The following is a 23,795-nucleotide window of genomic DNA, read 5'->3' as shown; positions in this document are numbered from 1 at the left end:
AGCCATTCACGTGAACCCCGTCACCACCGCCATCCTCGTCCTCTGCCTCGGCCATGTGTTCTCGAACGCCGTGCGCACCATTCCCGCCATTGCCGCGGATGTGCTGCAGCGGGACCTCGGCGTGACGGCCGAAGGGCTTGCGCAGATCACCAGCGCCTTTCCCTTCGCCTTCGCCGCCGTGATGATCCCCGTGGGCATCGGGCTCGACCGCTACGGCGTGAAGGCCGTCTCGCTCACGCTGCTGACGGTCGCGGGCTGCGGCGCGGCGCTCGGCGCCATGGCGACCGGGCCCTATTCCATGCTCGCGGCGCAGATCGTGCTCGGGGCCGGCTGCTCGGGCATGCTGATGTGCCCGATCACCTTTGCCGCCCGCGCGCTCTCCACCAGCCGCTTCGCCTTGTGGTCCGGCATCATCCAGGCGGTCGGCAACACCGGCATGCTGCTCTCCGCCAGTCCCCTCGCGCTGCTGGTGGAGGTGACGGATTGGCGCGCCGGCTACTGGTCCTGCCTGATGCTCGCCCTCTTCGCCATCGCCGCCGTCGCGCTGCTGGTCCCGGCGGCACGGCCGGAGGCGCCGCCCTCCCGCGGGCTGCTCGCCGACATGCGGGAGGTGCTGGGCATGACGCGGCTGCCGCGGCTGCGCGCGGTGATGGTCTTCGTCTTCGCCTCCTTCGCCGCGGTGCTCGGCGTGCGCGGCCTCTGGGGCGGGCCGTGGCTGATGGAGGTGAAGGGGCTGGACCGCATCGCCGCCGGCAACATCCTGCTGGCCTGCACGGTCGCGCTGACCATCGGGCCGGCGCTGGCTGGGTGGGTGCTGCGCCGCTTCGGCCATGGCGCGATGCTGCTGGCCGGCAGCCACCTGCTCTCCGCGCTGCTGATCCTGCTGCTGGTCGCGGGCGGCCCGGGGGGCCTCGCCTCGCGCGCCTTCGGCGTGGCGATGCTGCCGCCTTCCTGGGACGTGGCGCTGCTGGTGCTGTTCGGCCTGCTGATCTCATTCCAGATCATCGCCTTCTCCCTGGTGCGGGAGGCGGTGCCGCCGGCCCAGGCCGGGCGGGCGCTCTCGGCCGCCAACCTGTTCTACTTCCTGGGCGCGGCGGTGCTGCAGATGGTCTCCGGCGCGATGGCATCGGTCGGCGGCGTCTCGGCGGCGCTGGCCAGCTTCGCGGCGGGGCTGGCGATCTGCACCACGGGCTTCCTGCTGCTGCTGCCGAGGCGGGGCTGACCCCGGCGGCCCGGCTGGGCTAGAGCACGTTCCGATCGACTGGAATCAGTCGATCGGAAGGTCGTGCTCTAGGAAACTCGATTCTAGAGCAGCTTATGCCCGTTCGGCGGAACCGCGGAGCGGTTCCACGCGAACGGGCGCTGCTCTAGGCTGTCCGCCGAGGAGGAGGCCCCATGCTCCGCAGCATCCTGGTGGCGCTGGACGACGCGCCGAGCGCCGTCGCCGCGCGCGACCTGGCGATTTCCTACGCGCGCCGCACCGGCGCGAAGCTGACCGTCGCCGTCGTGCTCGACCGTCCCCACACGCGAAGCGACCACGAGGCGGTGCCGCTCGGCGCCGGCGCGTTCAAGGAGCATCGCGACGCGATGCTCACCGCCCAGGCCGAGGCCGAGGCGCAGAAGGCACTGGCCGACTGCGCCGCGGCGGCGCATGGGCTGGACTACACGGTGCTGCGGCTGGAGGACGCGCCGGCGCCCGCGTTGGCAAAGGCCGGTGCCGCGCATGACCTGATCGTGCTGGGACGCGACTGCACGCTGGGGCGGGAGCAGGCCGATGGCGGCGTCGCGCCGGTGATCGAGGACCTGCTGCGCGACGGCGCGCGGCCGCTCGTGGTGGTGCCCGCGGGCTGGCAGGCGCCGGGCACCGGGCCGGTGATCTGCGCCTATGACGGCTCCGCCCCGGCGCGCGAGGCGTTCCACCTGTTCGCGCTGCTGGACCTCGCCGGCGATGCGCCGGTGCGCGTGGCGGCGCTGGGCGGGTCCGAGGCCGATGCGCGCAAGCTGGCGGAGGAAGGCGTGACCTGCCTGCGCGGCCTGAAGGCCGAGGCCGTGCCGCTGACCGGCAACGACGTGGCGGAGGCGGTGCTGGGCGAGGTGCGGCGCAGCGGTGCGCGCGCGCTGGTGATGGGCGCCTTCGGCGGATCGAGCTTCATCCGGATGCTGGTCGGCAGCACCACGGATGTGCTGCTGCGCGACTGCCCCGTGCCGATCTTCGTTGCCCGCTGAGCGGCCGAAGGGGGAGGCGTGGCATGGCCTGGTGGCTGAACGTCTTCTTCCTGATCAACGGCATCTGGGTGCCCGGTTACGAGCTGCAGGGCTGGGCGCCGCGCGAATACCCCACCGAGGCCGCCTGCATGGAACGCCGCGCCTTTGCCGAGCGCGAATGCCGCGCCTATCCGCTGGCGCATGAATCCCGCTGGATCTGCTCCGAGGGCGAGCCGCTGCGCACGATGCCGGCCGAGATCGGCGAGCGCGCCTGCTGAGGCCGGCTATCCCGTGATCACGCCCTTCTCCCGCAGCGCCGCGATCTCTGCCTCGGAATAGCCGAGCTCGGCCGCCACCGAGGCGCCATCCGCGCCCGGCGCGCGCAGGTCGCCGGTGCCGCCGGGGCGCGCGCCGTCGAGCGAGACCGGCAGCGCCGGCAGCGCGATCTGGCGCCCGTCCGGCAAGGTCATCGGCACCAGTCCGCCGGAGCCGTTGAGATGCGGGTCGTCGAACAGGTCGGCGGGCTTGCCGATGGGTGCGAAGGGCAGGCCGAGCGCCTCGCATTTCGCCATCAGGTCGGGCTTGGTCCAGCGCTTCAGCACGGCGGCGATGCGCGGCAGGGTGCGCTCCCGCGCCTCCACCCGCTGCTGCTTGGTCGCGAGCGTCGGGTCGCTCGCCATATCCGCAAGATCGAAAGCGTTGCAGAAGGCCGGCCATTGCGTGTCGGTCACCACGCCGACGAAGACCTGGCCGCCATCGGCGGTGTCGAAGATGTCGTAGACCGGCCAGGCCGGCAGCCGCACCGACATCGGCCGCGGCGCGGTGCCGGTGATGCGCGTCTGCGCCATGTGCTGCGCCATCAGCAGCGCCACCGTCTCGAACAGCCCGGCCTGCACCTCGCCGCCCTGGCCGGTGGTGTCGCGCTCGCGCAGCGCGGCGAGGATGCCGATCACGGCGGAAAGCCCGCCCATGATGTCGATCACGCTGGACCCGGCGCGCAGCGGCCGTCCCTCCAGCCCGGTCATGTAGGCGAGTCCGCCCATCATCTGCACGACCTCGTCGAGCGCCGTGCGATGCTCGTACGGCCCTGGAAGAAAACCCTTGCAGGAGCAGTACACCAGCCGCGGATGTCGTTCCGAAAGCTCCGCATAGCCGAGCCCGAGCTTCGCCATCGCGCCCGGCCGGAAATTCTCGACCAGCACATCGGCCCGCGCGACCAGGCGCTGCACCAGCGCCATGCCCTCGGCCGTCTTCATGTTCACCGCGAGACTGCGACGCCCGCGCCCGAAGGCGGCGTAGAAGCCGGTGCCGGAGCCTGTCAGCCGGCGCGTCGTGTCGCCCTCCGGCGCGGGCTCCACCTTCACCACCTCGGCGCCGAGATCGGCCAGCGTCATCCCCACGGTCGGCCCCATGACCATGTGGGTGAACTCGACGACGCGGATGCCCTTGAGCGGCGTGGGCGATGTCATGCAAGCACTCCCAGATCGCCGCCGAGACGTCGGGTAAGGTCGGCGGCGGCCGACGCCACGGTGGCACGATGCGCGTCTTCGCGCGAGGCAACGCGCTCCCGCGGCCCCGAAATGCCGAGCGCGCCGGCCAGCCCCTGCGTGCCGAACACCGCGCAGGCGATCGCGGCCGTCTCCGGATTGCGCTCCCCGAAGGTCGCGACCACGCCGAGCGCGCGCGGATCGGGCGCCACCAGCACGCGACCGCCGGCGCCGGCGGGCAGCGCCAGCAGCACGCCCTCCGCCAGGTCGTCGCGGATGGGGGAGGGGGCGCGCACGCGGGCGAGGCAGAGCCGCTGCTCGCCATGCCGCACCCAGAAGCTCGCCGTCTCCCCGCTTTCCGTCGCCAGCGCCTGCAGCGCGGCGGGCAGCAGGCGCTCCACCGGCTGCGCGCGGGCATAGAGGCTGCCCCAGTGGAACAGCATCGGCCCCAGCGCCCAGCGCGCATCCGCCTGCCGCTCCACGCAGCGCCCCTGCTCCAGCGTGCCGAGCAGCCGCAGGATGGTGGATTTGTAGAGGCCGGTGCGCGCGGCGAGCTCCGCCAGAGACAGCGCCGCCTCGCCCTCGCGGAAGGCGCCGAGGATCGCCAGCGCCCGCCCGACCGCGGCGACGCCGTTCTCCATCAGCCGGCGCGGAGCCATTCGTCTTGCGCGATGCCGCCCGCCAACCCATCGCGCCGGTGCGGTTTCGCGTTGCTCAACCGCACGCCCGCCTCGCGCAGGATCACCGCCCATTTCGCCATCTCGGCCGCGACGAAGGCCTGCGCCTCGGTCGGCGTGTTGCCGACGATCCGCTCCGCGCCGAGCTCGGCCAGGCGCGTGCGCGTGGCGGGCTCGGCCAGCACCGCCGCGACCTCGCGCTGGATGCGCGCGACGAGCGGGTCTGGCGTGGTGCCCGGCGCGAAGATCGCCTGCCACACCATGAAGGTGGCGTCCCGAAAACCGAGCTCCGCCATGGTCGGCACATCCGGCATCACCGGGCTGCGCTGCGGGCCGGAGATCGCGAGCGCCCGCGCCCGCCCGCCCTGCGCCAGGCCGAAGCCGGTCAGCCCCGCATCGTAGAGCATGTCGAGCGACCCGTTCGCGAGATCGAGCGCCGCCGGCGCGCCGCCGCGATAGGGCACCTCCGTCATGCGGATGCCGGCGGCGCGGAGGAACAGCAGCGAGACGAGTTGCAGGGCGCCGCCGCCGCCCGTGCTGCCATAGGTCAGCCGTTCGGGGTTCGCCTTCGCGAAGGCGACGAAGTCGGCGAGGGTGCGGTGCGGCGAATTCGGCGGCACCAGCAGCACCATCGGGCTTTCCGCCACGACCGTGACGGCCTTCAGGTCCGTGGCGGGATCGTAGTCGATCTGCGGATAGAGCGCCTTCGTCACCGCATGGCCGATGTTGTGGAACAGCAGGCTGTAGCCGTCGCCCGGCGACTTCGCGACGTTCGACGCGCCGATGGAGCCGCCCGCCCCGGTCCGGTTCTCCACCACCACGCGCTGCGGCAGGCGCTGGGACATGCGGTCCGCAATCAGCCGGCAGATCACGTCGGTCGCGCCGCCAGCGGCATAGGGCAGCACCATGCGGACCGGCCGCGTGGGCCAGTCGCCCTGGGCGCGGGCAGGCGCGGCGGCGAGCAGGGCAGGAGCGAGCGGGGCGGCGGCGAGCAGGGCGCGGCGGGGCAACATGACGGGACCTCCCTTTGTTCTGTCAGATAGAACGATGTTCTATTCTGCCACCGATTAGCGCCGTTGGCCATCGCCCTGATCAAGTCGCGCGCCCCTCGTCGGGATGGTCGGGCGCATTGGAATGTTATACTATCGCCTCATGCAGAGACGCCCCCTCCTCGCCTTCGCCCTCGCGGCCCCCGCCCTGGCGCGCGGCGCCAATGCCCAGCCCGCCCGCGTGCTGCGCGTCGTCGCGCCCTGGGAGATCGGCGGCCTCGACCCGGCCCGCTCTGGCTACGTCTTCCAGCGCATGCAGATCGCCGAGACGCTGGTCGGCACCGACGAGCGCGGCGCCCTCGTGCCGTCCCTCGCCCGGGGCTGGCGGCTGCTGGACGACCGGGTGACCTGGCGCATCGCGCTCCGCGCCGGCGCCACCTTCCACGACGGCACGCCCGTCACCGCAGCGGCCGTGGCCGAGTCGCTGCGCCGCGCCCGCGGCGGTCCCGGCCCGCTGGCGCAGGTGCCGATCGAGGGCATCGCGGCGGAGGCCGGCGAGGTCGTGCTGCGCACCGCGCGGCCCTTCCTCTCGCTGCCCGCCTTCCTGGCGCACAGCAGCACGGTCATCCTCGCCCCGGCGGCCTACGATGCGGGCGGGGCGGTCCGCGCGATCATCGGCACCGGACCCTACCGCCTGACCGACCTGCTCGCCCCGCAGCGCCTGGATGCCGAGCGTTTCGCGGGCTGGTGGGGCGTGGCGCCCGCCATCGAGCGCGTCTCCTACCTGGCCGTCACACGCGGCGAGACGCGGGCGGCCATGGCCGAGGCCGGACAGGCCGAGATCGTGACGACGCTGGCACCCGAGACCGTCGCGCGGCTCCGGCGCAATGCGCGGCTGAGTGTGGAGGTCGTGCCGATCCCGCGCACCCGCGCCGTCAAGCTGAACGCCAGCCTGCCGATGTTCGCGGATGTCCGCACGCGCCGCGCCTTCAGCCTGGCGATCGACCGCGCGGGCATCGCGACGGCGCTGCTGCGCAGCCCCGAATCCGCGGCGACGCAGCTCTTCCCGCCCGGCCTCGGCGACTGGTACGACGCCGACCTGCCGCCGCTGCGGCGCGACCTGGCCGAGGCGCGGCGGCTCCTGGACGAGGCCGGCTGGCGGCCCGGCCCGGACGGCATCCGCGCCAAGGATGGCAAGACCTTCCGCGCCACGCTCCGCACCTTCTCGGATCGCCCGGAACTGCCCGGCGTCGCAACCGCCATGCAAGCGCAGCTGCGCGAGGCCGGCATCGACCTGCAGGTCGCGGTCATGAACAGCGGCGAAATCCCGGCCGGCCACCGCGACGGCACGCTGGAAGCCGCTCTCTTCGCCCGCAACTTCTCCCTCGTGCCCGACCCGATCGGGACGCTGCTGCAGGATTTCGGCCCGCAGGGCGGCGATTGGGGCGCCATGGGCTGGTCCGACCCGGCGTTGGTCGCGGCCATGGAGCGCCTGACCGCGGAGCCCGACCCGGCGACGCAGACGCAGCTGCGCCGGCGGATCGCCGCGATCCTGCAGGCCGAACTGCCGGTGATCCCGGTCGCCTGGTACGACTACCCTGTCGCCTTCAGCCGCCGCGTCGCCGGCGGCAGCGTGGATCCGCTGGAACTCTCCTACCGCATCGCCGGCATGCGATGGGCGGACTGACCCGCGCGCTGGCCGCCCGTGCGGTCCAGGCGCTGCTGGTCGCCCTCGTCGTCGGCATCGCGTGCTTCGCCATGGTCCGGCTGCTGCCGGGCGACATGGCCTTCCGGATTGCCGCAGGTCGCTACGGCATCGACCTCGTCTCCGGCGCGGCGGCCGACGCGGTGCGGGTGGAACTCGGCCTCGACAGGCCGTGGTGGCAGCAGCTCGGCGCGTGGCTGGGCGGCCTGATCCGGTTCGACCTCGGCGTGTCGCTCGTCAGCGGTGATCCCGTGGTGGACGAACTGAAGACCTATCTCGGCCATACCATCCTGCTGGCGGTGGTCGCGCTCGGCATCTCCGTGCTGGTCGGGCCGCCGCTCGGCGCCTGGCTCGGCGCGCGGGCGGGGTCTGCGGCGGACCGGGCGGGGCTCGTCGCTTCCGCCGTGCTGCGCGCGCTGCCCGCCTTCGTCGTCGGCATCGGGCTGATCCTGGTCTTCGCCGTCGGCCTCGGCTGGCTGCCGGCCGCCGGCGTCGGCGGCTGGCAGGAGGTGGTGCTGCCCGCCGTCACGCTGGCCCTTGGCCTCGCCGCCGTCTCGAGCCGCGTGGCGCGCGATGCCGTCGCCGCCGCGCTGCATGCCGAGCCGGCCGAGTTCGCGCGCCGGAAGGGCCTGCCGGAGGGCGCGGTGCGGCGCCGGCACGTCTGGCGCAACGCGGCCGTGCCGGTCGTCGCCTATCTCGGCGTGCAGCTCGTCGCCCTGATCGAGGGCGTGGTGATCGTCGAGACGCTCTTCGCCTGGCCGGGCATCGGCCATGCGCTGGTGCATGCGGTGGTCGCGCGCGACGTGCCGATGGTGCAGGGCACCGCGCTGGTCATGGGCCTGCTCTTCGTCGCGCTGAACGCGCTGGTGGACCTGCTGACCCTGCTGATCGATCCGCGCCGGCGGAGCGCCGCGTGACCGCCGCCCGCATCGGCTGGGCCCTGCTGGCCGCCATTGCCGCCTTCGGCATCCTCGGCCCGCTGCTGGCGGGCGACCCGCTGCGGCAGGACCTTTCGGCGACGCTGCAGGGGCCGGGTGCTGTGCACCCGCTGGGCACGGACCAGTTCGGGCGCGACATGCTGGCGCGGCTCACGCACGCCACGCGCCTCTCGCTCGGCTTCGCCGCGGTGGCGGCGGTCGCGGCGGCGGTGCCGGGGATCGCGCTCGGGCTCATCGCCGCCTGGCGCGGCGGAATCGTGGAGCGCGCCCTCGTCTCGCTGGCGGATGCCGTGATGGCGCTCCCCGGGCTGCTGCTCGTCGTGCTCTTCGCCGCCTTCGCGCCGGGCGAGTTCCTGCCGCTCTATCTCGGTCTCTCGCTCGCGCTCTGGGTCGAGTATTTCCGCCTCACCCGCGGCGTCGCCGCCTCGCTGCTCGCTCGGCCGGCGGTGGAGGCGGCGCGGCTCTTCGGCTTCGGGCCCTGGCATGTGCTGCGCCACCACCTGCTGCCGGAGCTCGCGCCGATGCTGGTGACGCTGCTCGCCTTCAGCGCGGCGGCGGCGGTCACCGCCATCTCCGCCCTCGCCTTCGTCGGCATCGGGCTGCGGCCGCCGACGCCGGAATGGGGGAGCATGATGACGGAGCTGCTGCCCTACCACGCGGAGGCGCCGCTGCAGGTGCTGCTGCCCGGCCTGCTGCTCGCGCTGACCGTGCTCGGCCTGCAGCTCGTCGCGGGCGCGCGGCGATGAGCGACCTCGTGCTGGACGGCGTGACGGTGGACGGGCCGCAGGGCCGCATCGTGCATCCCACCTCGCTGACGCTGCGGCCGGGCGTGCCGCTTGCCCTGCTGGGCGAGACGGGGTCGGGCAAGTCGCTGCTGATGCAGGCGGTGATGGGCACGCTGCCGCCCAGGCTTTCCGCGGGCGGCTCGGTGCGCCTCGACGGCACCGACCTGCTGCGGCTGGACGCGGCGGCGCGTCGTGCGCTGTGGGGCCGGCGCATCGCCATGCTGCCGCAGGAGCCCTGGGCCGCACTCGACCCGCTGATGCGCGCCGAGGCGCAGGTTGCCGAGGTGCCGCGCTTCCTGAACCGCGCCCCCTGGGCCGAGGCGCGCCGCCGTGCCGGGGAGGCGCTGGCCGCGCTCGGCCTGGCGCGCGGCGAGCGGCGCTATCCCTTCCAGCTCTCAGGCGGCATGTGCCAGCGCGTGGCGCTCGCCGCGACGCGCGTCGCGGGCGCCGGCGTGCTGCTGGCGGACGAGCCGACCAAGGGACTCGACACGGCGCTGCGCGACGGCGTCACGGCGCTGCTGCGCGCAGAGGCCGAGGCCGGACGCATCCTGCTCGCCATCACCCATGACGTCGCCGTCGCCCGCGGCCTGGGCGGCGAGGTCGGTGTGATGCTGGAGGGCGAGGTGGTGGAATCCGGCCCGGCCGCGGCGGTGCTCGCCGCGCCGCGCCACGCCTATACGCGCCGCCTGCTCGCCGCCGAGCCCGCCGCCTGGGCGCCCTGGCCGCGCGCCGAGACCGGCGGCGTGCTGGTGGAGGGGCGCGGGCTCGCCAAGCGCTTCGGCGCGCAGCGCCTGTTCGAGGGCGTGGATGTCGCGCTGCGCGCGGGCGGGCGCGTCGCGCTGTTCGGGCCGAGCGGCTCGGGCAAGTCCACCCTCGGCAACCTGCTGCTCGGCCTGCTCCGGCCCGATGCGGGAGAGGTGCGCCGCGCGCCGGGTCTCGTCGCGCCCTTCGTCCAGAAGCTCTACCAGGACCCCGTCGCCGCCTTCGCGCCGCGCCGCACCGTCGGCCAGGCGATCGAGGCGGTGGTCGCGCGCCACCGCCTGGATGCGCGCGCGACGACCCGATGGATGGAGGCGCTGCGCCTCTCGCCCGGGCTGCTCGCCCGGCGGCCGGACGAGGTCTCGGGCGGCGAACTCCAGCGCTTTGCCCTGCTGCGCGCCATGCTGCCGGGGCCGCGCGTGCTCTTCGCCGACGAGCCGACCTCGCGCCTCGATCCCGTGACGCAGCAGGAGGTCATGGACCGGCTGCGCGACGCGCTCGCCGCCAGCGGCGCGGCGCTGCTGCTCGTCACGCATGACCGCGACATCGCCGGGAAGGCGGCGAAGGATGTCCTGGCGCTCGGGGGATAGCGCGCGGGAGCCGCCGCTCAGCCCGGCGGGATCTCCGCCGCCAGCAGGCAGCCCGACTCGCTCTCGCTGATCACCAGCGTCCGTCCATCCGGCGCCAGGGTGCAGTTGGTCGGCATCCGCCCGAACGCGGTGCAATCCACCCGATGCGTGCAGACCCCATGCGGGTCCACCACCCAGACCTGCCCATGCCCCGGATTGCTGACGAACAGCCGGTCCTGCGCGTCCAAGCACATCCCATCCGGCCCCGAGGTCCCCGCCGGCACCCGGAAGAAAAGATTGGCCTTCCCCACCACCGCATCCGGCCGCAGCGCGAAGCGCCAGATCTCGCAACTGCGCGTCATCGCCACCATCAAGTGAGTCGCAGCGCGGTTGAGCACCAGCCCGTTCGGGCTCGGCCCGTTCCCCAACAGCCGGTCCAGCCGCCCGTCCGGATGCAGCCGGAACACCCGCCCCGTCGGGTCCTGCAGCCCGGTCTGCCCCTGGTCCGTGAACAGCAGCGACCCGTCCGGATGCACCACCACGTCGTTCAGCCCGCGAAACCCCTCGGACAGCATCGTCTCCAGGATCGGCGCCATGGCGCCGTCGCGGGGATCGAGGCTCAGCAGACCGTGGCGGTAGTCTGCCACCACCAGCCCGTCCTCGCGCGCCGCCAGCCCGTTCGGCCAGCCCTCGTATTCGGCAACTGTCTCCCAGTGCGCCCCGTTCACGCGGAACACCCGCCCATGCGGGATGTCCACGCAGAAGAGATTCCCGGCCGCATCGAAGCACGGCCCTTCCAGAAACGAATCAATCGGCGCGCCCCCGCGATTGGCCTGCGCCCAGGCCGAGGGTTTCGGGCGCCGCAGGGCGTCCGGCAGGCGGGAGAGCAGCGTGGCCGCGATGGGCCGGGGCGGGTCGAACCACATGTCCCACCCTTGCGGCGCTCCGCCGCGCGCCGCAAGTTCCCCCGCGCCATGCCACGCACGCTGTTCGAAAAAATCTGGGATGCCCATGTCGTCCATCGCCGCGATGACGGGCTCTGCCTGCTCTATGTGGACCGCCACTATTTCCACGAGGGCAGCTTCCACGCCTTCAACATGCTGCGGGCCAAGGGGCTGAAGGTCCGCCGCCCGGACCTCTCCTTTGGCTTCGGCGACCATTATGTTCCCACGCGCGGCCGCAACACGGCAGCGATTCCGGACCCCGAAATCCGTGGCATCGTCGAGACCTTCGAGAAGAACGCGCGCGAAGCCGGCATACAGGCCTTCGAGATCGCCGATCCCCGCCAGGGCATCGTGCATGTCGCCGGCCCCGAGCTCGGCCTGACCCTGCCGGGGATGACGGTTGTCTGCGGCGACAGCCACACCTCCTCGCATGGCGCGCTCGGCGCGCTCGCCTTCGGCATCGGCGCCAGCGAGGTCGCGCATGTGCTGGCGACGCAGACCATCTGGCAATCCAGGCCACGGCAGATCCGCATCGCCTTCGACGGCACGCTGCCGCCCGGCTCCACCGCGAAGGACATGGCGCTGGCCTTGATCGCGGAGATCGGCACCGGCGGCGCGCTCGGCGGCGCCATCGAGTTCATGGGCAGCGCCGTCCGCGCCCTCTCCGTCGAGGCGCGCCTCACCCTCTGCAACATGGCCATCGAGGCCGGCGCCCGCACCGGCATGGTGGCGCCGGATGCGACCACGCTCGCCTGGCTCCAGGGCCGCCCCTTCGCCAAGCCGGTGGACATCGCGACGCTGCGCAGCGACGACGGCGCCGCCTTCGACGCCCAGGTGACGCTGGATGCATCGCGCATCACGCCGATGGCGACCTGGGGCACCAGCCCCGAGGAAGCCGTTCCCCTCTCCGGTCGCGTCCCGCGGCCGGAGGAGGCGCCGGACGAATCCCGGCAAAAAGCCTGGCGCGGCAGCCTGGACTATATGGGCCTCTCGGGCGGCGAGCGCCTGGCCGATGTGCGCGTGGACCGCGTCTTCCTCGGCTCCTGCACCAATGCGCGGCTGGACGATCTGCGCGCCGCCGCCGCGGTGCTGCAGGGAAGGCGCATCGCCGTGCCGATGCTCGTCTCGCCCGGCTCCACCGCCATCAAGCGCGAGGCCGAGGCCGAGGGGCTGGACCGCATCTTCCGCGAAGCCGGCGCCAGTTGGGAGGAGAGCGGCTGCTCGCTCTGCGTCTCCATGAACGGCGACAGCGTGGCGGAAGGCGAGCGCTGCGCCTCCACGTCCAACCGCAATTTCCGCGGGCGGCAGGGCAGGGGCGCACGCACGCATCTCGTCTCGCCAGCCTCCGCGGCGGCCTCCGCGCTCGCCGGCCGCCTCGTCGCGGCGGAGGGCTGAACGATGCCCGAGCCCTTCACCACGCTGACGGCCATCGCTGCGCCGCTCGACATGTCCAATGTGGACACCGACCAGATCATCCCTGCGCGCTTCATGCGCCGCCCGCGCGACGAACGCTACGCGCAATACGGTTTCCACGATTTGCGCTTCACGCCTGAGGGGGAAAGGCGCCCGGACTTCGTGCTGAACCAGCCGCCCTTCGACCGCGCCGGCATCCTGGTGGCGTCGCGCAACTTCGGCGTGGGGTCCTCGCGCGAGGCGGCGGTGTATGCGCTGCTCGCGCTCGGCATACGCAGCGTGGTGGCGTCGGGCTTCGGCGACATCTTCTTCAGCAATTCACTGAAGAACGGCCTCTTGCCCGTGCGCCTTCCGGAAGATGTGTGCGCCGCGCTACGCGCGCATCTCGCCGCGCATCCCGGCGCGACGCTCTCCGTGGACCTTGCGCAGAACATCCTGACCGATGCAGCCGGCGTCGCGCACGGCTTCTCCATCCCACCCTTCGCGCGCGACTGCCTCTTGCGCGGCCTGGACGAGATCGGCATGACGCTGACCCTGCTGCCGGAGATCGAGGCCTTCGAGACCGCGCGCGGCTGAGGCGCGGCCGGCGCAAGGCTGGCCGACGCGCCGCTTGACGCCGCGGGCGCGAAAGGGCTGGTGTGCGGCCATGCCCCAGAACGGGATTCCGATGCTTCGTGTGCTGCTTGCGGCCCTGCCGCTCCTGCTCCTGTCGGCCCTGCCGGTCCAGGCGCAGTTCGGCCCGCAGGGGCCGCCCGCCGTCGGCGTCATCACCGCCGAGAAGCGGCCGGTCACGGAAACCACCGAATTCATCGGTCGCGTCGAGGCGATCGACCGCGTGGACCTGCGCGCCCGCGTCACCGGCTTCCTGGAGGAGCGGCTGTTCCGCGAAGGCCAGGAGGTGACGGAGCGCCAGCCGCTGTTCCGCCTGGAGCGCCCGCCCTTCGAGGCGCAGGTGGCCCAGGCCCAGGCCCAGGTCGCCGCCGCGGAGGCGGAGCTGAACAACGCCACCATCGCGCTGAACCGCGCGCGGGAGCTGGTGCGCAGCCAGGCCGGCACGCAGGTGCGCGTGGACGATGCCACCGCCAACCAGCGCACCGCCCAGGCGCAGCTTCTGGGCGCGCAGGCGCAGCTGCGCGTCGCGCAGATCAACCTCGGCTACACCGAGATCACGGCCCCCTTCGGCGGCAAGATCGGCCGCTCCAACTTCTCGCCGGGCGCGGTGGTCGGGCCGGATTCCGGCCCGCTGGCCACCATCGTCAGCCAGGACCCGATGCGCGTCGCCTTCCCCGTCAGCCTGCGCGCCGGGCTCGAGCTGCGCGACCGCTACGAGAGCCGCGGCGGCGTGGAGGCGGTGCAGGTGCGCATCCGCCTCGCCAACAACCAGATCTTCAGCGAGACCGGCCGCATCGAGTTCATCGACACCCAGGTGAACCGCGACACCGACACGCTGCTGATCCGCGCGCGAATCGCCAACCCGCCGCGCAGCCAGCCCGGCGGCACCGGCGACCCCGAGCGCCAGCTCATCGACGGCATGTTCGTCACCGTCTTCGTGGAAGGCGTGGAGCCGGTGCAGGCGGTGGTGATCCCGCGCGCGGCGGTGCTGCAGGACCAGGGCGGCAACTACGTGTTCACGGTCGGCGCGGAGAACCGCGCGCAGCGCACCAGCGTCACCCTCGGCCGCAGCCTGGCCGACCAGGTGGTGATCGAGGGCGGGCTGCAGGGCGGCGAGACGGTGATCACCCAGGGCGTGCAGCGCGTGCGCGCGGGCCAGCCGGTGCAGCCCAACCCGGCGACGCCGCCCGCGGTGCGCGAAGGCGCCTCGCCTTCACCTGCCGCGGCACCGGCGCAGCGGAACTGAGCGCGCGCCGATGATTTCCTCGGTTTTCGTCGATCGCCCGCGCCTGGCGATCGTCATCTCGATCCTGCTCACCCTGGCGGGCGGGCTGGCGATGCTGCGCATCCCGGTCGCGCAGTTCCCGGACATCGTGCCGCCGCAGGTCTCGGTGACCACCAGCTATCCCGGCGCCTCCGCCGGCGTGGTGGAATCCACCATCGCGCAGGTGATCGAGAGCGCGGTGAACGGCGTGGAGGGCATGATCTACATGTCCTCCAACAGCGCCAATGACGGCACCTACAGCCTGTCGGTCTCCTTCGCCCTCGGCACCAACCCCGACATCGCGACGGTGAACGTCAACAACCGCGTGCAATCCGCGCTCGCGCGATTGCCGCAGGAAGTGCAGCGCCAGGGCGTCACGGTGCGCAAGCAGTCCTCGGCGGTGCTGCAGTTCATCGCGATGACCTCGGACAACCCGGACCATGACGGGCTGTTCATCTCCAACTACATCACCATCAACATGCTCGACCGCCTGGCGCGCGTGCCCGGCATCGGCTCCGTCTCGATCTTCGGCGCGATGGACTATTCCATGCGCATCTGGTTCGAGGTGGACCGGCTGATCAGCCTGAACCTCACGCCGTCCGACGTGATCCAGGCGATCCAGTCGCAGAACGTGCAGGCGGCGGTCGGGCGCATCGGCGCGCAGCCGATCTCCCAGGACCAGCAGTACCAGATCAACCTGCAGACCCAGGGACGGCTGACCACGCCCGAGCAGTTCGGCGCCATCATCATCCGCGCCAACCCCGATGGATCGGTGCTGCGTGTGCGCGACGTCGCGCGCGTCGAGCTCGGCGCGGCGCGCATGGACACGGAAAGCCGGCTCAACGGCCGTCCCGCTGTGACGCTCGGCACCTATCTCTCGCCGGGCGCCAACGCCGTGACCACCGCGGCCAACCTCTCCCGCACGCTGGAGGAGCTGTCCCGCCGCTTCCCCGAGGGGCTGCGCAGCACGGTGTTCTACGACACCTCGGTCTTCGTCGTGGACACCATGCAGGAGGTCATCAAGACCCTGCTGGAAGCTTTCGTGCTGGTGGTGATCGTGGTGCTGCTGTTCCTCGGCAATGTCCGCGCCACCATCATCCCGGTCATCGCCGTGCCGGTCAGCCTGATCGGCACCTTCGCGGTGCTGCTGGTGCTCGGCTTCTCCGCCAACACCGTCTCCCTGCTGGCGATGGTGCTGGCCATCGGCATCGTCGTGGACGACGCCATCGTCGTGGTCGAGAATGTCGAGCGCGTGATGGACGAGGAGCCCGACCTCACCCCGGCCGAGGCCACCAAGAAGGCCATGGCGCAGATCACCGGGCCGATCATCGCGATCACGCTGGTGCTGCTCTCGGTCTTCGTGCCGGTGGGCTTCATCCCCGGCCTCTCGGGCGTGCTCTTCGCGCAGTTCGCGGTGACCGTCTCGGTCGCCATGGTGATCTCCGCGATCAACGCGCTGACGCTCTCGCCCGCCCTCTGCGCGGTGTTCCTCCGCCCCCATCACGGCCCGCGGCGCGGCGTGCTGGCGACCGTGATGCGCGGCATCGACTGGGTGCGCGACCGCTACGGCGACATCGTCGCCCGCCTCGTGCGCATCTCCGTCATCTCGCTGCTGCTCACCGCGGTCTTCGCCGGCGGCACGTACTGGCTGTCCAACCGCACGCCGCAGGGCTTCCTGCCGGAGGAGGACCAGGGCGCCTTCTTCGTGCAGACCCAGCTGCCGCAGGGTGCGAGCCTGTCGCGCACCCGCGCCGTGGTCGAGCAGATCGAGGAGATCATCCGCCCGACGCCGGGCGTGGACCGCATCCTCTCCATCGTCGGCTTCAGCCTGGTGGACAACGGCGCGCAGTCCAACTCCGCCTTCATCGTCGTGCGCATGAAGCCCTTCGAGGACCGCACATCGGCGCAGGAGAGCGTCTTCGCCGCCATCGGCCGCGTCTTCGGCGCGACGCAGCAGGTGCTGACGGCGAACACCTTCGCCTTCAACATCCCGCCGATCATCGGCCTCGGTACCGGCGCGGGCTTCCAGTACCAGCTGCAGAACCTGGAAGGCCGCCCGCCGGAGGAGATGGCGAGCGTGATGCTCGGCCTGATCGTCGCGGCGAACCAGGACCCGCGGCTGACGCGCGTGTTCTCCACCTTCGCGGCGAACACGCCTTCGCTCTATCTCGATGTGGACCGCGACAAGGCGCAGACGCTCGGCGTGCGGATCAGCGACATCTTCACCGCGCTGCAGACCACGCTCGGCGGCTTCTACGTCAACGACTTCAACCTGGCCGGACGCTCCTGGCAGGTGAACATCCAGGGCGAGGCGCAGGACCGCGACGACATCCCCGACCTCTGGCGCATCCATGTGCGCAACCAGCGCGGCGAGATGGTGCCGCTGCGCGCCATCGCCGACGCGCATATCGTGCTCGGGCCGCAGACCATCAACCGCTACAACAATGTCCGCTCCGTCTCGGTGAACGGCGCGCCGGCGCCGGGCGTCTCCTCGGGCGACGCGCTGGCGGCGATGGAGGAGATCTCGGACCGCGTGCTGCCACAGGGCTACAGCTTCGAATGGACCGGCACCGCCTTCCAGGAGAAGCAGGCCGCGGGGCAGACCGCGATCATCCTCGCGCTGGCGGTGCTGTTCGCCTATCTGTTCCTGGTGGCGCTCTACGAGAGCTGGGTGATCCCGATCCCCGTGCTGCTCTCCATCGCGGTGGGCGTGCTGGGCTCCTTCGTGGCCATCGTGATCGCCGGCCTCTCGCTCGACATCTACGCCCAGGTCGGCCTGGTCGTGCTGATCGCGCTGGCGGCGAAGAACGGCATCCTCATCGTCGAATTCGCCAAGGAGCAGCGCGAGGCCGGCAAGCCCATAAGAGAGGCCGCGGTGATGGGCGCCCGGCTGCGCTTCCGCGCTGTCATGATGACCTCGGTCGCCTTCATCCTCGGCCTGGTGCCGCTGATCGTCGCCACCGGCGCGGCCTCGGCCTCCCGCCGGGCGGTCGGCATGCCGGTCTTCGGCGGCATGCTGGCGGCCTCGCTCATCGGCATCTTCATGATCCCGATGCTCTATGTGGTGTTCCAGTGGCTGCGGGAGACGACGAAGGCGCGTTTCCGGCGGAAGGACGCGACGGCCAAGGCGGAGTAGGGGGGCGGGGTCCGCCCCTACCCGCCTTCGCTCCCCGTCTCCGCCCCGCGCAGGGCCGGCAGCGTGCCCAGCGCCTCCCCGGCGGCGTCGCGGGCCGCCGAGGGGTCCACCTGGTCGGCGCGCAGCGTCTCCATCGCCTCGGTCACCTCCTTCACCGCCGTCTGCCAGGGCGCGCCCTGGCGGGACTCGGCGGGCATCCGCAGCATGGCGCGCTCCACCTCGTTCAGCGCCTGACGCAGGCGTGAAACCCCCATCGAATCGCCCAGGCTGCCCTCGTCCATCCGGCGCAGCGTGTCGCGCAACTCGCTTTCCGCCGCCTGCAGGGCGCGGGCGGCCGCCGCCATCGCCTGCGGCTGCGCCAGGGCCGGGCCATAGGCCAGCAGCCCCACCGCCAGGGCGGCACGGATGCCTCGCATGTCGCTCTCCTTGATCGCCGGCGCGTGAACGCGGGCCTTGCCCGGCGGTTGCCCCCTTCACGAACCGCCCGAAGCCGTCAGATGATGCGGGACGGACATAGCGGGGGAAGGGAAGCCAGATGGCGAAGTTCGGATTGAGCCAGTCGGTGCGGCGCGTCGAGGATCCCCGGCTGCTGACCGGCAGGGGCCGCTACACCGACGACATCTCCATGCCCGGCCAGGCCTTCGGCGTGGTGCTGCGCAGCCCGCACGCCCATGCCCGCATCGAATCGCTGGATGTGGCGGCAGCGAAGGCCACCCCCGGCGTGCTGGCGGTGATCACCGGGGCCGACATGAAGGCCGCCGGCCTCGGCGAGCTGCCCTGCATGATCCCGCTGAAGAGCCGGGACGGGACGCCGCGCACCAACACCCCGCGCCTGGCGCTGGCCACCGACACGGTGCGCCATGTCGGCGACCCCGTCGCCTTCGTGGTGGGCGAGACGTTGCAGGCCGCGCGCGACGGCGCCGAGGCGATCATGGCGGAATACGAGGTGCTGCCCGCCTCCACCGACCTCGCCACCGCGCATGAGGCCGGCGCCGCGCTGGTCTGGCCGGAGGCGAAGAGCAACATCTGCTTCGACTGGGAAGCCGGCGACAAGGCGAAGACCGATGCCGCCTTCGCGCGTGCCGCGCATGTCACGCGCCTGACGGTGGTGAACAACCGTGTCGTCGTCGCCTCCATGGAGGCCCGTGCCGCGGTGGCGGCGTGGGAGGGCGACCGCCTGACCCTGCACACCAACACCCAGGGCTCCTGGCAGGTGCGCAACATGCTGGCGGACATCGTGCTGAAGATCCCGCAGGAGAAGATCCACGTCCTGACGCCCGATGTCGGCGGCGGCTTCGGCATGAAGCTGTTTCTCTATGCCGAGCATGTCATGGTGGCCTTCGCCGCGAAGCAGGTCGGCCGCCCCGTGAAGTGGGCGTCCGAGCGCACGGAAGCCTTCCTGTCGGACACGCATGGGCGCGACAACATCACGCTGGGCGAGCTGGCGGTGGACGCGAACGGAAAGTTCCTCGCGCTGCGCACGAAGAACTGGGCGAACATGGGCGCCTATCTCTCCAACTACGCGCCCTTCATCCCCACCGGCGCCGGCACCAAGGTGCTGGCCAGCGTCTATGGCTTCGAGGCGATCCACGCCAATGTCCTCGGCGTGCTGACCAACACCGTGCCGGTGGATGCCTATCGCGGCGCCGGCCGGCCGGAATCCAACTACCTGGTCGAGCGCCTGATCGACACCGCCGCGCGCGAGCTGAAGATCGACCGCGTCGAGATCCGCAAGCGCAACATGGTGCCGCAATCGGCCATGCCCTACGTCTCCGCGATGGGGCAGCGCTACGACAGCGGCGACTTCGCGCAGCTTCTGGACGCCGCGCTGAAGAAGATGGACTGGGCCGGCTTCGAGGCGCGGCGCGCGGACGCTGCGAAGCGCGGCAGGAAGCGCGGCATCGGCATGGCCTACTACCTGGAAGCCACCGGCGGCGGCCCGACGGAGAACGCCAAGGTCGTCTTCGCCGAGGACGGCATGGTGGATGTCTATGTCGGCACGCAATCCACCGGCCAGGGCCATGAGACGGCCTATGCCATGCTCACCAGCCACGAGCTTGGCATCCCCATCGACAAGATCCGCGTGAAGCAGGGCGATTCCGAGACGCTCCCCGATGGCGGCGGCACCGGCGGCGCGCGCAGCCTCTATTCCGAAGGCCAGGCGATCCTCGTCACCACCGCCTCCGTCATCGAGAAGGGCAAGCAGGCCGCGGCCGAGAACCTGGAAGCCGCGATCGGCGACATCGAGTTCGTTGCCAAGGACGGCCGCTTCGGCGTGGTCGGCACCGACCGCGGCATCGGCATCCTCGACCTCGCCGCGGCGCAGCGGAAGCGCGTGGCGGCCGGCCAATCCGCCATCATCCTCGACACGATGGAGACGGCGAAGATCGACAGCCACACCTTCCCCAATGGCTGCCACATGGCCGAGGTGGAGGTCGATGCCGAGACCGGCGTCGTCACCGTGCCGCGCTACATCGTGGTGGACGATGTCGGCCATGCGCTGAACCCGCTGATCGTGCGCGGCCAGGTGCATGGCGGCGTGGCCCAGGGCGTCGGCCAGGCGCTGATGGAGCGCACCGCCTATGACCAGGGCAGCGGCCAGCTCCTCTCCGCCAGCTTCATGGACTACGCCCTGCCGCGCGCCGAGGACCTGCCGGACATCGACGTGGACCTGATCGAGGTGACCTGCGAGACCAACCCGCTCGGCGTGAAGGGCGCGGGCGAGGCGGGCGCCGTGGGCTCGCCGCCGGCGGTGATCAACGCGCTGGTCGATGCGCTCGGGGGCAAGGTCGTGGACATGCCGGCGACGCCCGAGAGCGTGTGGAAGGCGCTGCGGGCGGCGTAGCCGCCCGAAGCGGGGCGCATGGCGTCCGCGGGGGTCCGGGGGGCGCCGGCCCCCCGGGGGGTCGAAACCGCACGCGCCCTTACCGCAGCGCCATCAGCCGGCGCATCATCGCGCCGTCCACCTCGGTCGGCGCCTGACTCCGCGCCGAGGCACCGATATCCGCCCGCTGCGCGTCATCGAGCGCAGCGAGGGCGGCGTCCGTCGCCATCGTTGCGCGCCACTCCCTCAGCCGGTTGCGCAGCGCCAGGGCCGGGCGGCGCAACATGGCGTGCAGCCAGCCGGGCGGCGTCGCTCCGCGTGCCAGGGTGGAGGTGGCGGGGGACAGGATCGGCGTCATCGCTGCTCTCCTTGGTGCGGGAGGCAGCCTGCGGCCGCGCCGTTCAACCGATGTGCGAGCGGGCGTGAAACCGCCGGCCGTGACGGCGCGGGGCGCGTGAAATCAGCGTGAAATCGCCCGCGATCCCTCTAGGATGCGGCAGGACGCGGCGGAGGCGACGTGCGGATCCGCATTCTCGGCGGTCTCGAACTGCGCGCCGCCTCGGGCGAGCCGCTGCACCTGCCGACCCGCAAGACGGCGCTGATCCTGGCCGCGCTCGCGCTCGCCCCGCGCGGGTTGCGGCGCGAGGCGCTGTGTGGCCTGTTCTGGCCCGACCGCGCCGAGGCCCAGGCACGCAGCAGCCTTCGCCAGGCGCTCACCGCCCTTCGCGGCGCCTTCCCCGAGACCGATCCCGCCATCCGCATCGAAAGCAACCTCGAGACCGTGCGCCTCATCGCGTCGGCGGAGGCGGTGGATGCCCGCCAATTCGAGGCGGTCTCCGTCGCGGGCTCGCCTGGTGCGCTCGCCGTGGCGGCAACGCTCTACCAGGGCGACCTGCTCGACGGGATTGCGTTGCCCGAGCCGCTCGATGCCTGGATCGCGCCGCATCGCCAGGCGCTGCGGCGCGACGCGCTGCTGCTGGTCGAACGCCTCGCACGTCTCGCCGGCGCCGCCACGCCGGAAGCAGGCTCCGCCTGCGAGGCACTGGCGCAGCGGCTGCTCGCCGGCGATCCGGCGGCCGAGGAGGCGCATCGCGCGCTGATGCGCCTGTGGCTCGGCGCGGGCCGCGCCAATGCCGCGCTGCGCCAGTTCGACCTCTGCCGCGAGGTGCTGCGGCGCGAATTGCAGGCGGAGCCGGAGGCGGAAACGCTGGCGCTGCGCGAAGGCGCGCTCGGCCGCTCGGCGCCTGTGGCTCCGCCGCCCGCCGCGCCGCCGGCCGCGCCGGCGCGCGACCAGGCGCAGCCTGGGATCATCGTCATGCCCTTCGACAACCTCAGCGGCGCGGCCGACGAGTATTTCGTGGATGGCGTCGTGGAGGAGATCACCGGCGCGCTGTCCCGCGTGCGGGAATTCTTCGTCATCGCGCGGCAATCCGCCTTCACCTACAAGGGCCGCTTCGTCGATGTGCGCGAGGTGGGGCGCGAGCTCGGCGTCAGCTATGTTGTCGAGGGCACGGTGCGGCGCGGCGGCGACCGGCTGCGCATCTCGGTGCAGCTGGTGGACGCCGCGACGCGCGCGCAGCTCTGGTCCGACCGCTATGAGGGCGCGGCGACCGACGTCTTCGACTTCCAGGATCGCATCGCGGCCCAGGTCGCCGGCGCGATCCAGCCCGCCGTGCGCAATGCCGAGATCGCGATCGCCGCGCGCAAGCCGACCGGGAGCCTGCAGGCGCACGACCTGCTGCTGCGCGCCTATCCGCGCATCTGGAGCCACGAGGCGGCCGACAATGCCGAGGCGATCGCGCTGCTGGGCGCCGCGCTGGCGGCCGATCCGCGCTACGGGCGCGCGCATGCGCTGAGCGCCTGGTGCCACTCGCAGGACGTCGTCTATCTCTGGTCGACCGACCCCGAGGCGAGCCGCGAGGCCGCGCGCGAGGCAGTTGAGACCGCAGCGGGGTTGATCGCCGACGATCCGATCGCGCTCGCGGCGGTCGGCGCGGCGATCAGCCAGTGCCTCGGCGACCTGCCGCGCGCGGGCGCCCTCATTGAGACTGCCCTCGCGCTCGATCCGAACAATGCCTGGGCCTGGGCGCGCTATGCCTGGCTCGCCATCTACGAGGAGGTGCCGGACGCCGCGATCCCGCGCTTCGAGCGCTCGCTCGCGCTCAGCCCGCTCGATCCGCTGGCCTTCAACCTGCGCATCGGCATCGCCTCGGCGCTGTCGCATCGGGGCGACTACGCCGAGGCCGTGCGGCGCCTGCAGGCGGTGCTCAGCCGCCATCCGAAAGTCACCTGGGCCTATCGCATCATGGCCTATTCCGCGGCACTCGGCGGCGACATGCCGACCGCGCGCGCAGCGGTGGCGAAGCTTCTGGCGGCCAATCCGCACGCCTCGATCGCGCTGATGCGCCGCAGCCACCCTTCCCGCGGGCGCGCCGCCTTTGCGCGCATGGTCGAGGGCTGGCGGCTTGCCGGGCTGCCGGAGGGTTAGGACGTTCTCAAAGCGAGCGGAATCGCCCGGCGACTCGGAAAGCGCGACAAGACAGGGACTGGACCCGTTTCATCGCGCTTGGACGTGGCGAGACGAACCCGGCGCCGCGCGCTGTCAGATCAGCTGCAGGCGGCAGAGGATGCGCGGAGGGAGCCGGGCGGGCGGCGCGGAAAGTCGCACGACGTCTTGCAACGACTGTCGCAGCGGCGCCAGGCCGAGCGCCTCGCAGACCGCGCGGTGATCGTCCAGCAGGGGCCGCAGCGCGTCGCCTTGCAGCACGAGGTCGCGCGTGAAGGACTCGCCGAGCCGCAGGAAGGCGGCGGCTTCTTCCGGCGTCGCATAGGCCTGGATCTCGCTGCGTTCCTCCGCCACGAAGACCAGCGCGCGCGGCGGCACGCGATAGCGGGCGCCATCCTGCTCGAAATGCAGGCCCTGCGCGCCGCCATAGAGATAGCCGGGCACGAAGCCGCCGCGGTTGATCACCTGCGTGCCGTCGAACGGCCCGAGCTCCGCCCCCAGCACCGCGCCAAGCTCTGCCCGCAGCCTGCCGTCGAACAGCGCGCCCATGTGCCAGCCGTGGCAATCCGCGCCGAACACCCGCTTGAAGCCGGCGACCGCCGGCGCGCGCGGGCGCAGGTAGCGAGCCATCACCGCCGGATCGTCCAGCGAGAAGCTGCGCGGCCGTTCCTGGCGCCGCCAGCTCGGCCGGCCGATGGTGGATTTCAGCTCGTGCAGGTAGTGCGAGAAGAAGGTTTCCAGGGGATCGCGCACCAGGATCGCGATGGTCACGGCATCGCCGGCCAGCACCTCCCGGATGCGCTCCGCCGCGTCGTCGCGGTTCTGGATGTAGGAGGGCGAGGCATCCAGCAGGATCTTGCGGTGATCCTCCGCCGGGAAGCGCGACAGGTAGGAGGACCGGCCGCGCAGCTTCACCTGGCCGAAGAAGTTCACCTCCTTCGTGCCGGTGCTGGCGAACAGGTCCGGCCGGCGCATCAGGTTC

Annotated in this window: 20 protein-coding genes; 13 read left to right on the top strand and 7 right to left on the bottom strand. The window is 72.2% G+C overall.

Annotated elements, in window-relative coordinates; all coding sequences use genetic code 11:
- Positions 1-10: 10 nt before the first annotated feature.
- The 3 genes from E4T13_RS22260 to E4T13_RS22250 all read left to right on the top strand — a co-directional run bounded on the left by E4T13_RS22260 (position 11) and on the right by E4T13_RS22250 (position 2,483).
- The gene (locus tag E4T13_RS22260; protein ID WP_170985154.1) at positions 11-1,222 is read left to right on the top strand and encodes an MFS transporter; all 1,212 of its coding nucleotides are present in this window, start codon (positions 11-13) and stop codon (positions 1,220-1,222) included.
- A 173-nt stretch (positions 1,223-1,395) separates the two neighbouring features.
- Complete coding sequence (locus tag E4T13_RS22255) at positions 1,396-2,226, top strand: universal stress protein (protein WP_137180539.1); 831 nt, start codon at positions 1,396-1,398, stop codon at positions 2,224-2,226.
- A gap of 23 nt (positions 2,227-2,249) precedes the next feature.
- On the top strand, positions 2,250-2,483 hold the full coding sequence (locus E4T13_RS22250) for a hypothetical protein (RefSeq protein WP_137180538.1): 234 nt from the start codon (positions 2,250-2,252) through the stop codon (positions 2,481-2,483).
- A 6-nt stretch (positions 2,484-2,489) separates the two neighbouring features.
- On the opposite strand, the gene E4T13_RS22245 is transcribed toward E4T13_RS22250, so the two are convergent.
- From E4T13_RS22245 to E4T13_RS22235, 3 genes are read right to left on the bottom strand one after another with little or no spacing between them, the layout of a single operon-like run.
- Entirely contained in the window at positions 2,490-3,674 is a 1,185-nt protein-coding gene (locus E4T13_RS22245; RefSeq protein WP_137180537.1) for a CaiB/BaiF CoA-transferase family protein, read from the bottom strand.
- Positions 3,671-4,351, bottom strand: a complete 681-nt coding sequence (locus E4T13_RS22240) for an IclR family transcriptional regulator (RefSeq protein ID WP_137180536.1) — start codon at positions 4,349-4,351, stop codon at positions 3,671-3,673. Before E4T13_RS22240 ends, E4T13_RS22245 begins: the two co-directional genes overlap by 4 nt.
- Positions 4,333-5,382, bottom strand: a complete 1,050-nt coding sequence (locus E4T13_RS22235; RefSeq protein ID WP_137180535.1) for a tripartite tricarboxylate transporter substrate binding protein — start codon at positions 5,380-5,382, stop codon at positions 4,333-4,335. Before E4T13_RS22235 ends, E4T13_RS22240 begins: the two co-directional genes overlap by 19 nt.
- Before the next feature lie 139 nt (positions 5,383-5,521).
- Here E4T13_RS22235 and E4T13_RS22230 point away from each other — a divergent pair, with 139 nt between their 5' ends.
- From E4T13_RS22230 to E4T13_RS22215, 4 genes are read left to right on the top strand one after another with little or no spacing between them, the layout of a single operon-like run.
- Positions 5,522-7,045, top strand: a complete 1,524-nt coding sequence (locus tag E4T13_RS22230; RefSeq protein ID WP_170985153.1) for an ABC transporter substrate-binding protein — start codon at positions 5,522-5,524, stop codon at positions 7,043-7,045.
- Complete coding sequence (locus tag E4T13_RS22225; RefSeq protein ID WP_137180533.1) at positions 7,033-7,980, top strand: ABC transporter permease; 948 nt, start codon at positions 7,033-7,035, stop codon at positions 7,978-7,980. The genes E4T13_RS22230 and E4T13_RS22225 overlap by 13 nt, the downstream gene beginning before the upstream one ends.
- Positions 7,977-8,747 carry an ABC transporter permease gene (locus E4T13_RS22220; protein WP_137180532.1) on the top strand — a complete coding sequence of 257 codons (771 nt, stop codon included), beginning with the start codon at positions 7,977-7,979 and terminating at the stop codon, positions 8,745-8,747. The genes E4T13_RS22225 and E4T13_RS22220 overlap by 4 nt, the downstream gene beginning before the upstream one ends.
- Positions 8,744-10,135: an ABC transporter ATP-binding protein gene (locus tag E4T13_RS22215; RefSeq protein WP_137180531.1), complete on the top strand. Its 1,392-nt coding sequence runs from the start codon at positions 8,744-8,746 to the stop codon at positions 10,133-10,135. Before E4T13_RS22220 ends, E4T13_RS22215 begins: the two co-directional genes overlap by 4 nt.
- A gap of 17 nt (positions 10,136-10,152) precedes the next feature.
- Here the strand turns inward: E4T13_RS22215 and E4T13_RS22210 are convergent, their stop codons facing one another.
- Positions 10,153-11,040: an SMP-30/gluconolactonase/LRE family protein gene (locus E4T13_RS22210; protein WP_137180530.1), complete on the bottom strand. Its 888-nt coding sequence runs from the start codon at positions 11,038-11,040 to the stop codon at positions 10,153-10,155.
- Between the two features lie 48 nt (positions 11,041-11,088).
- On the opposite strand from E4T13_RS22210, the gene leuC reads away from it, so the two are divergent.
- The 4 genes from leuC (at position 11,089) to E4T13_RS22190 (ending at position 17,483) form a co-directional block, all read left to right on the top strand.
- A complete protein-coding gene (leuC, locus tag E4T13_RS22205) occupies positions 11,089-12,453 on the top strand; it encodes a 3-isopropylmalate dehydratase large subunit (protein WP_137180529.1) in 1,365 nt (454 codons plus the stop codon).
- 3 nt (positions 12,454-12,456) lie between these two features.
- Positions 12,457-13,047, top strand: coding sequence for a 3-isopropylmalate dehydratase small subunit (gene leuD / locus E4T13_RS22200; RefSeq protein WP_137180528.1), 591 nt, complete (start codon positions 12,457-12,459; stop codon positions 13,045-13,047).
- 91 nt (positions 13,048-13,138) lie between these two features.
- Positions 13,139-14,329: an efflux RND transporter periplasmic adaptor subunit gene (locus tag E4T13_RS22195; protein ID WP_240791240.1), complete on the top strand. Its 1,191-nt coding sequence runs from the start codon at positions 13,139-13,141 to the stop codon at positions 14,327-14,329.
- 10 nt (positions 14,330-14,339) lie between these two features.
- Positions 14,340-17,483 carry an efflux RND transporter permease subunit gene (locus E4T13_RS22190; protein WP_137180526.1) on the top strand — a complete coding sequence of 1,048 codons (3,144 nt, stop codon included), beginning with the start codon at positions 14,340-14,342 and terminating at the stop codon, positions 17,481-17,483.
- 17 nt (positions 17,484-17,500) lie between these two features.
- On the opposite strand, the gene E4T13_RS22185 is transcribed toward E4T13_RS22190, so the two are convergent.
- On the bottom strand, positions 17,501-17,899 hold the full coding sequence (locus E4T13_RS22185; RefSeq protein ID WP_137180525.1) for a hypothetical protein: 399 nt from the start codon (positions 17,897-17,899) through the stop codon (positions 17,501-17,503).
- 119 nt (positions 17,900-18,018) lie between these two features.
- Between E4T13_RS22185 and E4T13_RS22180 the strand changes: the two genes are divergently transcribed.
- Positions 18,019-20,328 (top strand): xanthine dehydrogenase family protein molybdopterin-binding subunit, encoded by a 2,310-nt coding sequence (locus tag E4T13_RS22180; protein WP_137180524.1) that lies wholly within the window; start codon positions 18,019-18,021, stop codon positions 20,326-20,328.
- A gap of 79 nt (positions 20,329-20,407) precedes the next feature.
- On the opposite strand, the gene E4T13_RS22175 is transcribed toward E4T13_RS22180, so the two are convergent.
- The gene (locus tag E4T13_RS22175) at positions 20,408-20,665 is read right to left on the bottom strand and encodes a DUF1127 domain-containing protein (RefSeq protein WP_137180523.1); all 258 of its coding nucleotides are present in this window, start codon (positions 20,663-20,665) and stop codon (positions 20,408-20,410) included.
- Positions 20,666-20,824: 159 nt separating this feature from the next.
- Here E4T13_RS22175 and E4T13_RS22170 point away from each other — a divergent pair, with 159 nt between their 5' ends.
- Positions 20,825-22,795: a BTAD domain-containing putative transcriptional regulator gene (locus E4T13_RS22170; RefSeq protein WP_137180522.1), complete on the top strand. Its 1,971-nt coding sequence runs from the start codon at positions 20,825-20,827 to the stop codon at positions 22,793-22,795.
- 114 nt (positions 22,796-22,909) lie between these two features.
- Here the strand turns inward: E4T13_RS22170 and E4T13_RS22165 are convergent, their stop codons facing one another.
- Positions 22,910-23,788 (bottom strand): hypothetical protein, encoded by an 879-nt coding sequence (locus E4T13_RS22165; protein WP_137180521.1) that lies wholly within the window; start codon positions 23,786-23,788, stop codon positions 22,910-22,912.
- Positions 23,789-23,795 lie beyond the last annotated feature (7 nt).

This window comes from Roseomonas sp. AR75, from assembly GCF_005222815.1.
GTDB lineage: Bacteria > Pseudomonadota > Alphaproteobacteria > Acetobacterales > Acetobacteraceae > Falsiroseomonas.
The sequence above is the reverse complement of the archived record's forward strand: the minus strand, read 5'-3'. Positions and strand labels throughout refer to the sequence as shown.

Bases quoted from the DNA above. Each gene is read 5' to 3' on its own strand.
- E4T13_RS22250 (WP_137180538.1), top strand. From the start codon at position 2,250: ATGGCCTGGTGGCTGAACGTCTTCTTCCTGATCAACGGCATCTGGGTG.
- E4T13_RS22235 (WP_137180535.1), bottom strand. From the start codon at position 5,382: ATGTTGCCCCGCCGCGCCCTGCTCGCCGCCGCCCCGCTCGCTCCTGCC.
- E4T13_RS22215 (WP_137180531.1), top strand. From the start codon at position 8,744: ATGAGCGACCTCGTGCTGGACGGCGTGACGGTGGACGGGCCGCAGGGC.
- E4T13_RS22175 (WP_137180523.1), bottom strand. From the start codon at position 20,665: ATGACGCCGATCCTGTCCCCCGCCACCTCCACCCTGGCACGCGGAGCG.
- E4T13_RS22230 (WP_170985153.1), top strand. From the start codon at position 5,522: ATGCAGAGACGCCCCCTCCTCGCCTTCGCCCTCGCGGCCCCCGCCCTG.
- E4T13_RS22255 (WP_137180539.1), top strand. From the start codon at position 1,396: ATGCTCCGCAGCATCCTGGTGGCGCTGGACGACGCGCCGAGCGCCGTC.
- E4T13_RS22240 (WP_137180536.1), bottom strand. From the start codon at position 4,351: ATGGCTCCGCGCCGGCTGATGGAGAACGGCGTCGCCGCGGTCGGGCGG.
- E4T13_RS22225 (WP_137180533.1), top strand. From the start codon at position 7,033: ATGGGCGGACTGACCCGCGCGCTGGCCGCCCGTGCGGTCCAGGCGCTG.
- E4T13_RS22165 (WP_137180521.1), bottom strand. From the start codon at position 23,788: ATGCGCCGGCCGGACCTGTTCGCCAGCACCGGCACGAAGGAGGTGAAC.
- leuC (WP_137180529.1), top strand. From the start codon at position 11,089: ATGCCACGCACGCTGTTCGAAAAAATCTGGGATGCCCATGTCGTCCAT.
- E4T13_RS22190 (WP_137180526.1), top strand. From the start codon at position 14,340: ATGATTTCCTCGGTTTTCGTCGATCGCCCGCGCCTGGCGATCGTCATC.
- E4T13_RS22185 (WP_137180525.1), bottom strand. From the start codon at position 17,899: ATGCGAGGCATCCGTGCCGCCCTGGCGGTGGGGCTGCTGGCCTATGGC.
- E4T13_RS22210 (WP_137180530.1), bottom strand. From the start codon at position 11,040: ATGTGGTTCGACCCGCCCCGGCCCATCGCGGCCACGCTGCTCTCCCGC.
- E4T13_RS22245 (WP_137180537.1), bottom strand. From the start codon at position 3,674: ATGACATCGCCCACGCCGCTCAAGGGCATCCGCGTCGTCGAGTTCACC.
- leuD (WP_137180528.1), top strand. From the start codon at position 12,457: ATGCCCGAGCCCTTCACCACGCTGACGGCCATCGCTGCGCCGCTCGAC.
- E4T13_RS22180 (WP_137180524.1), top strand. From the start codon at position 18,019: ATGGCGAAGTTCGGATTGAGCCAGTCGGTGCGGCGCGTCGAGGATCCC.
- E4T13_RS22195 (WP_240791240.1), top strand. From the start codon at position 13,139: ATGCTTCGTGTGCTGCTTGCGGCCCTGCCGCTCCTGCTCCTGTCGGCC.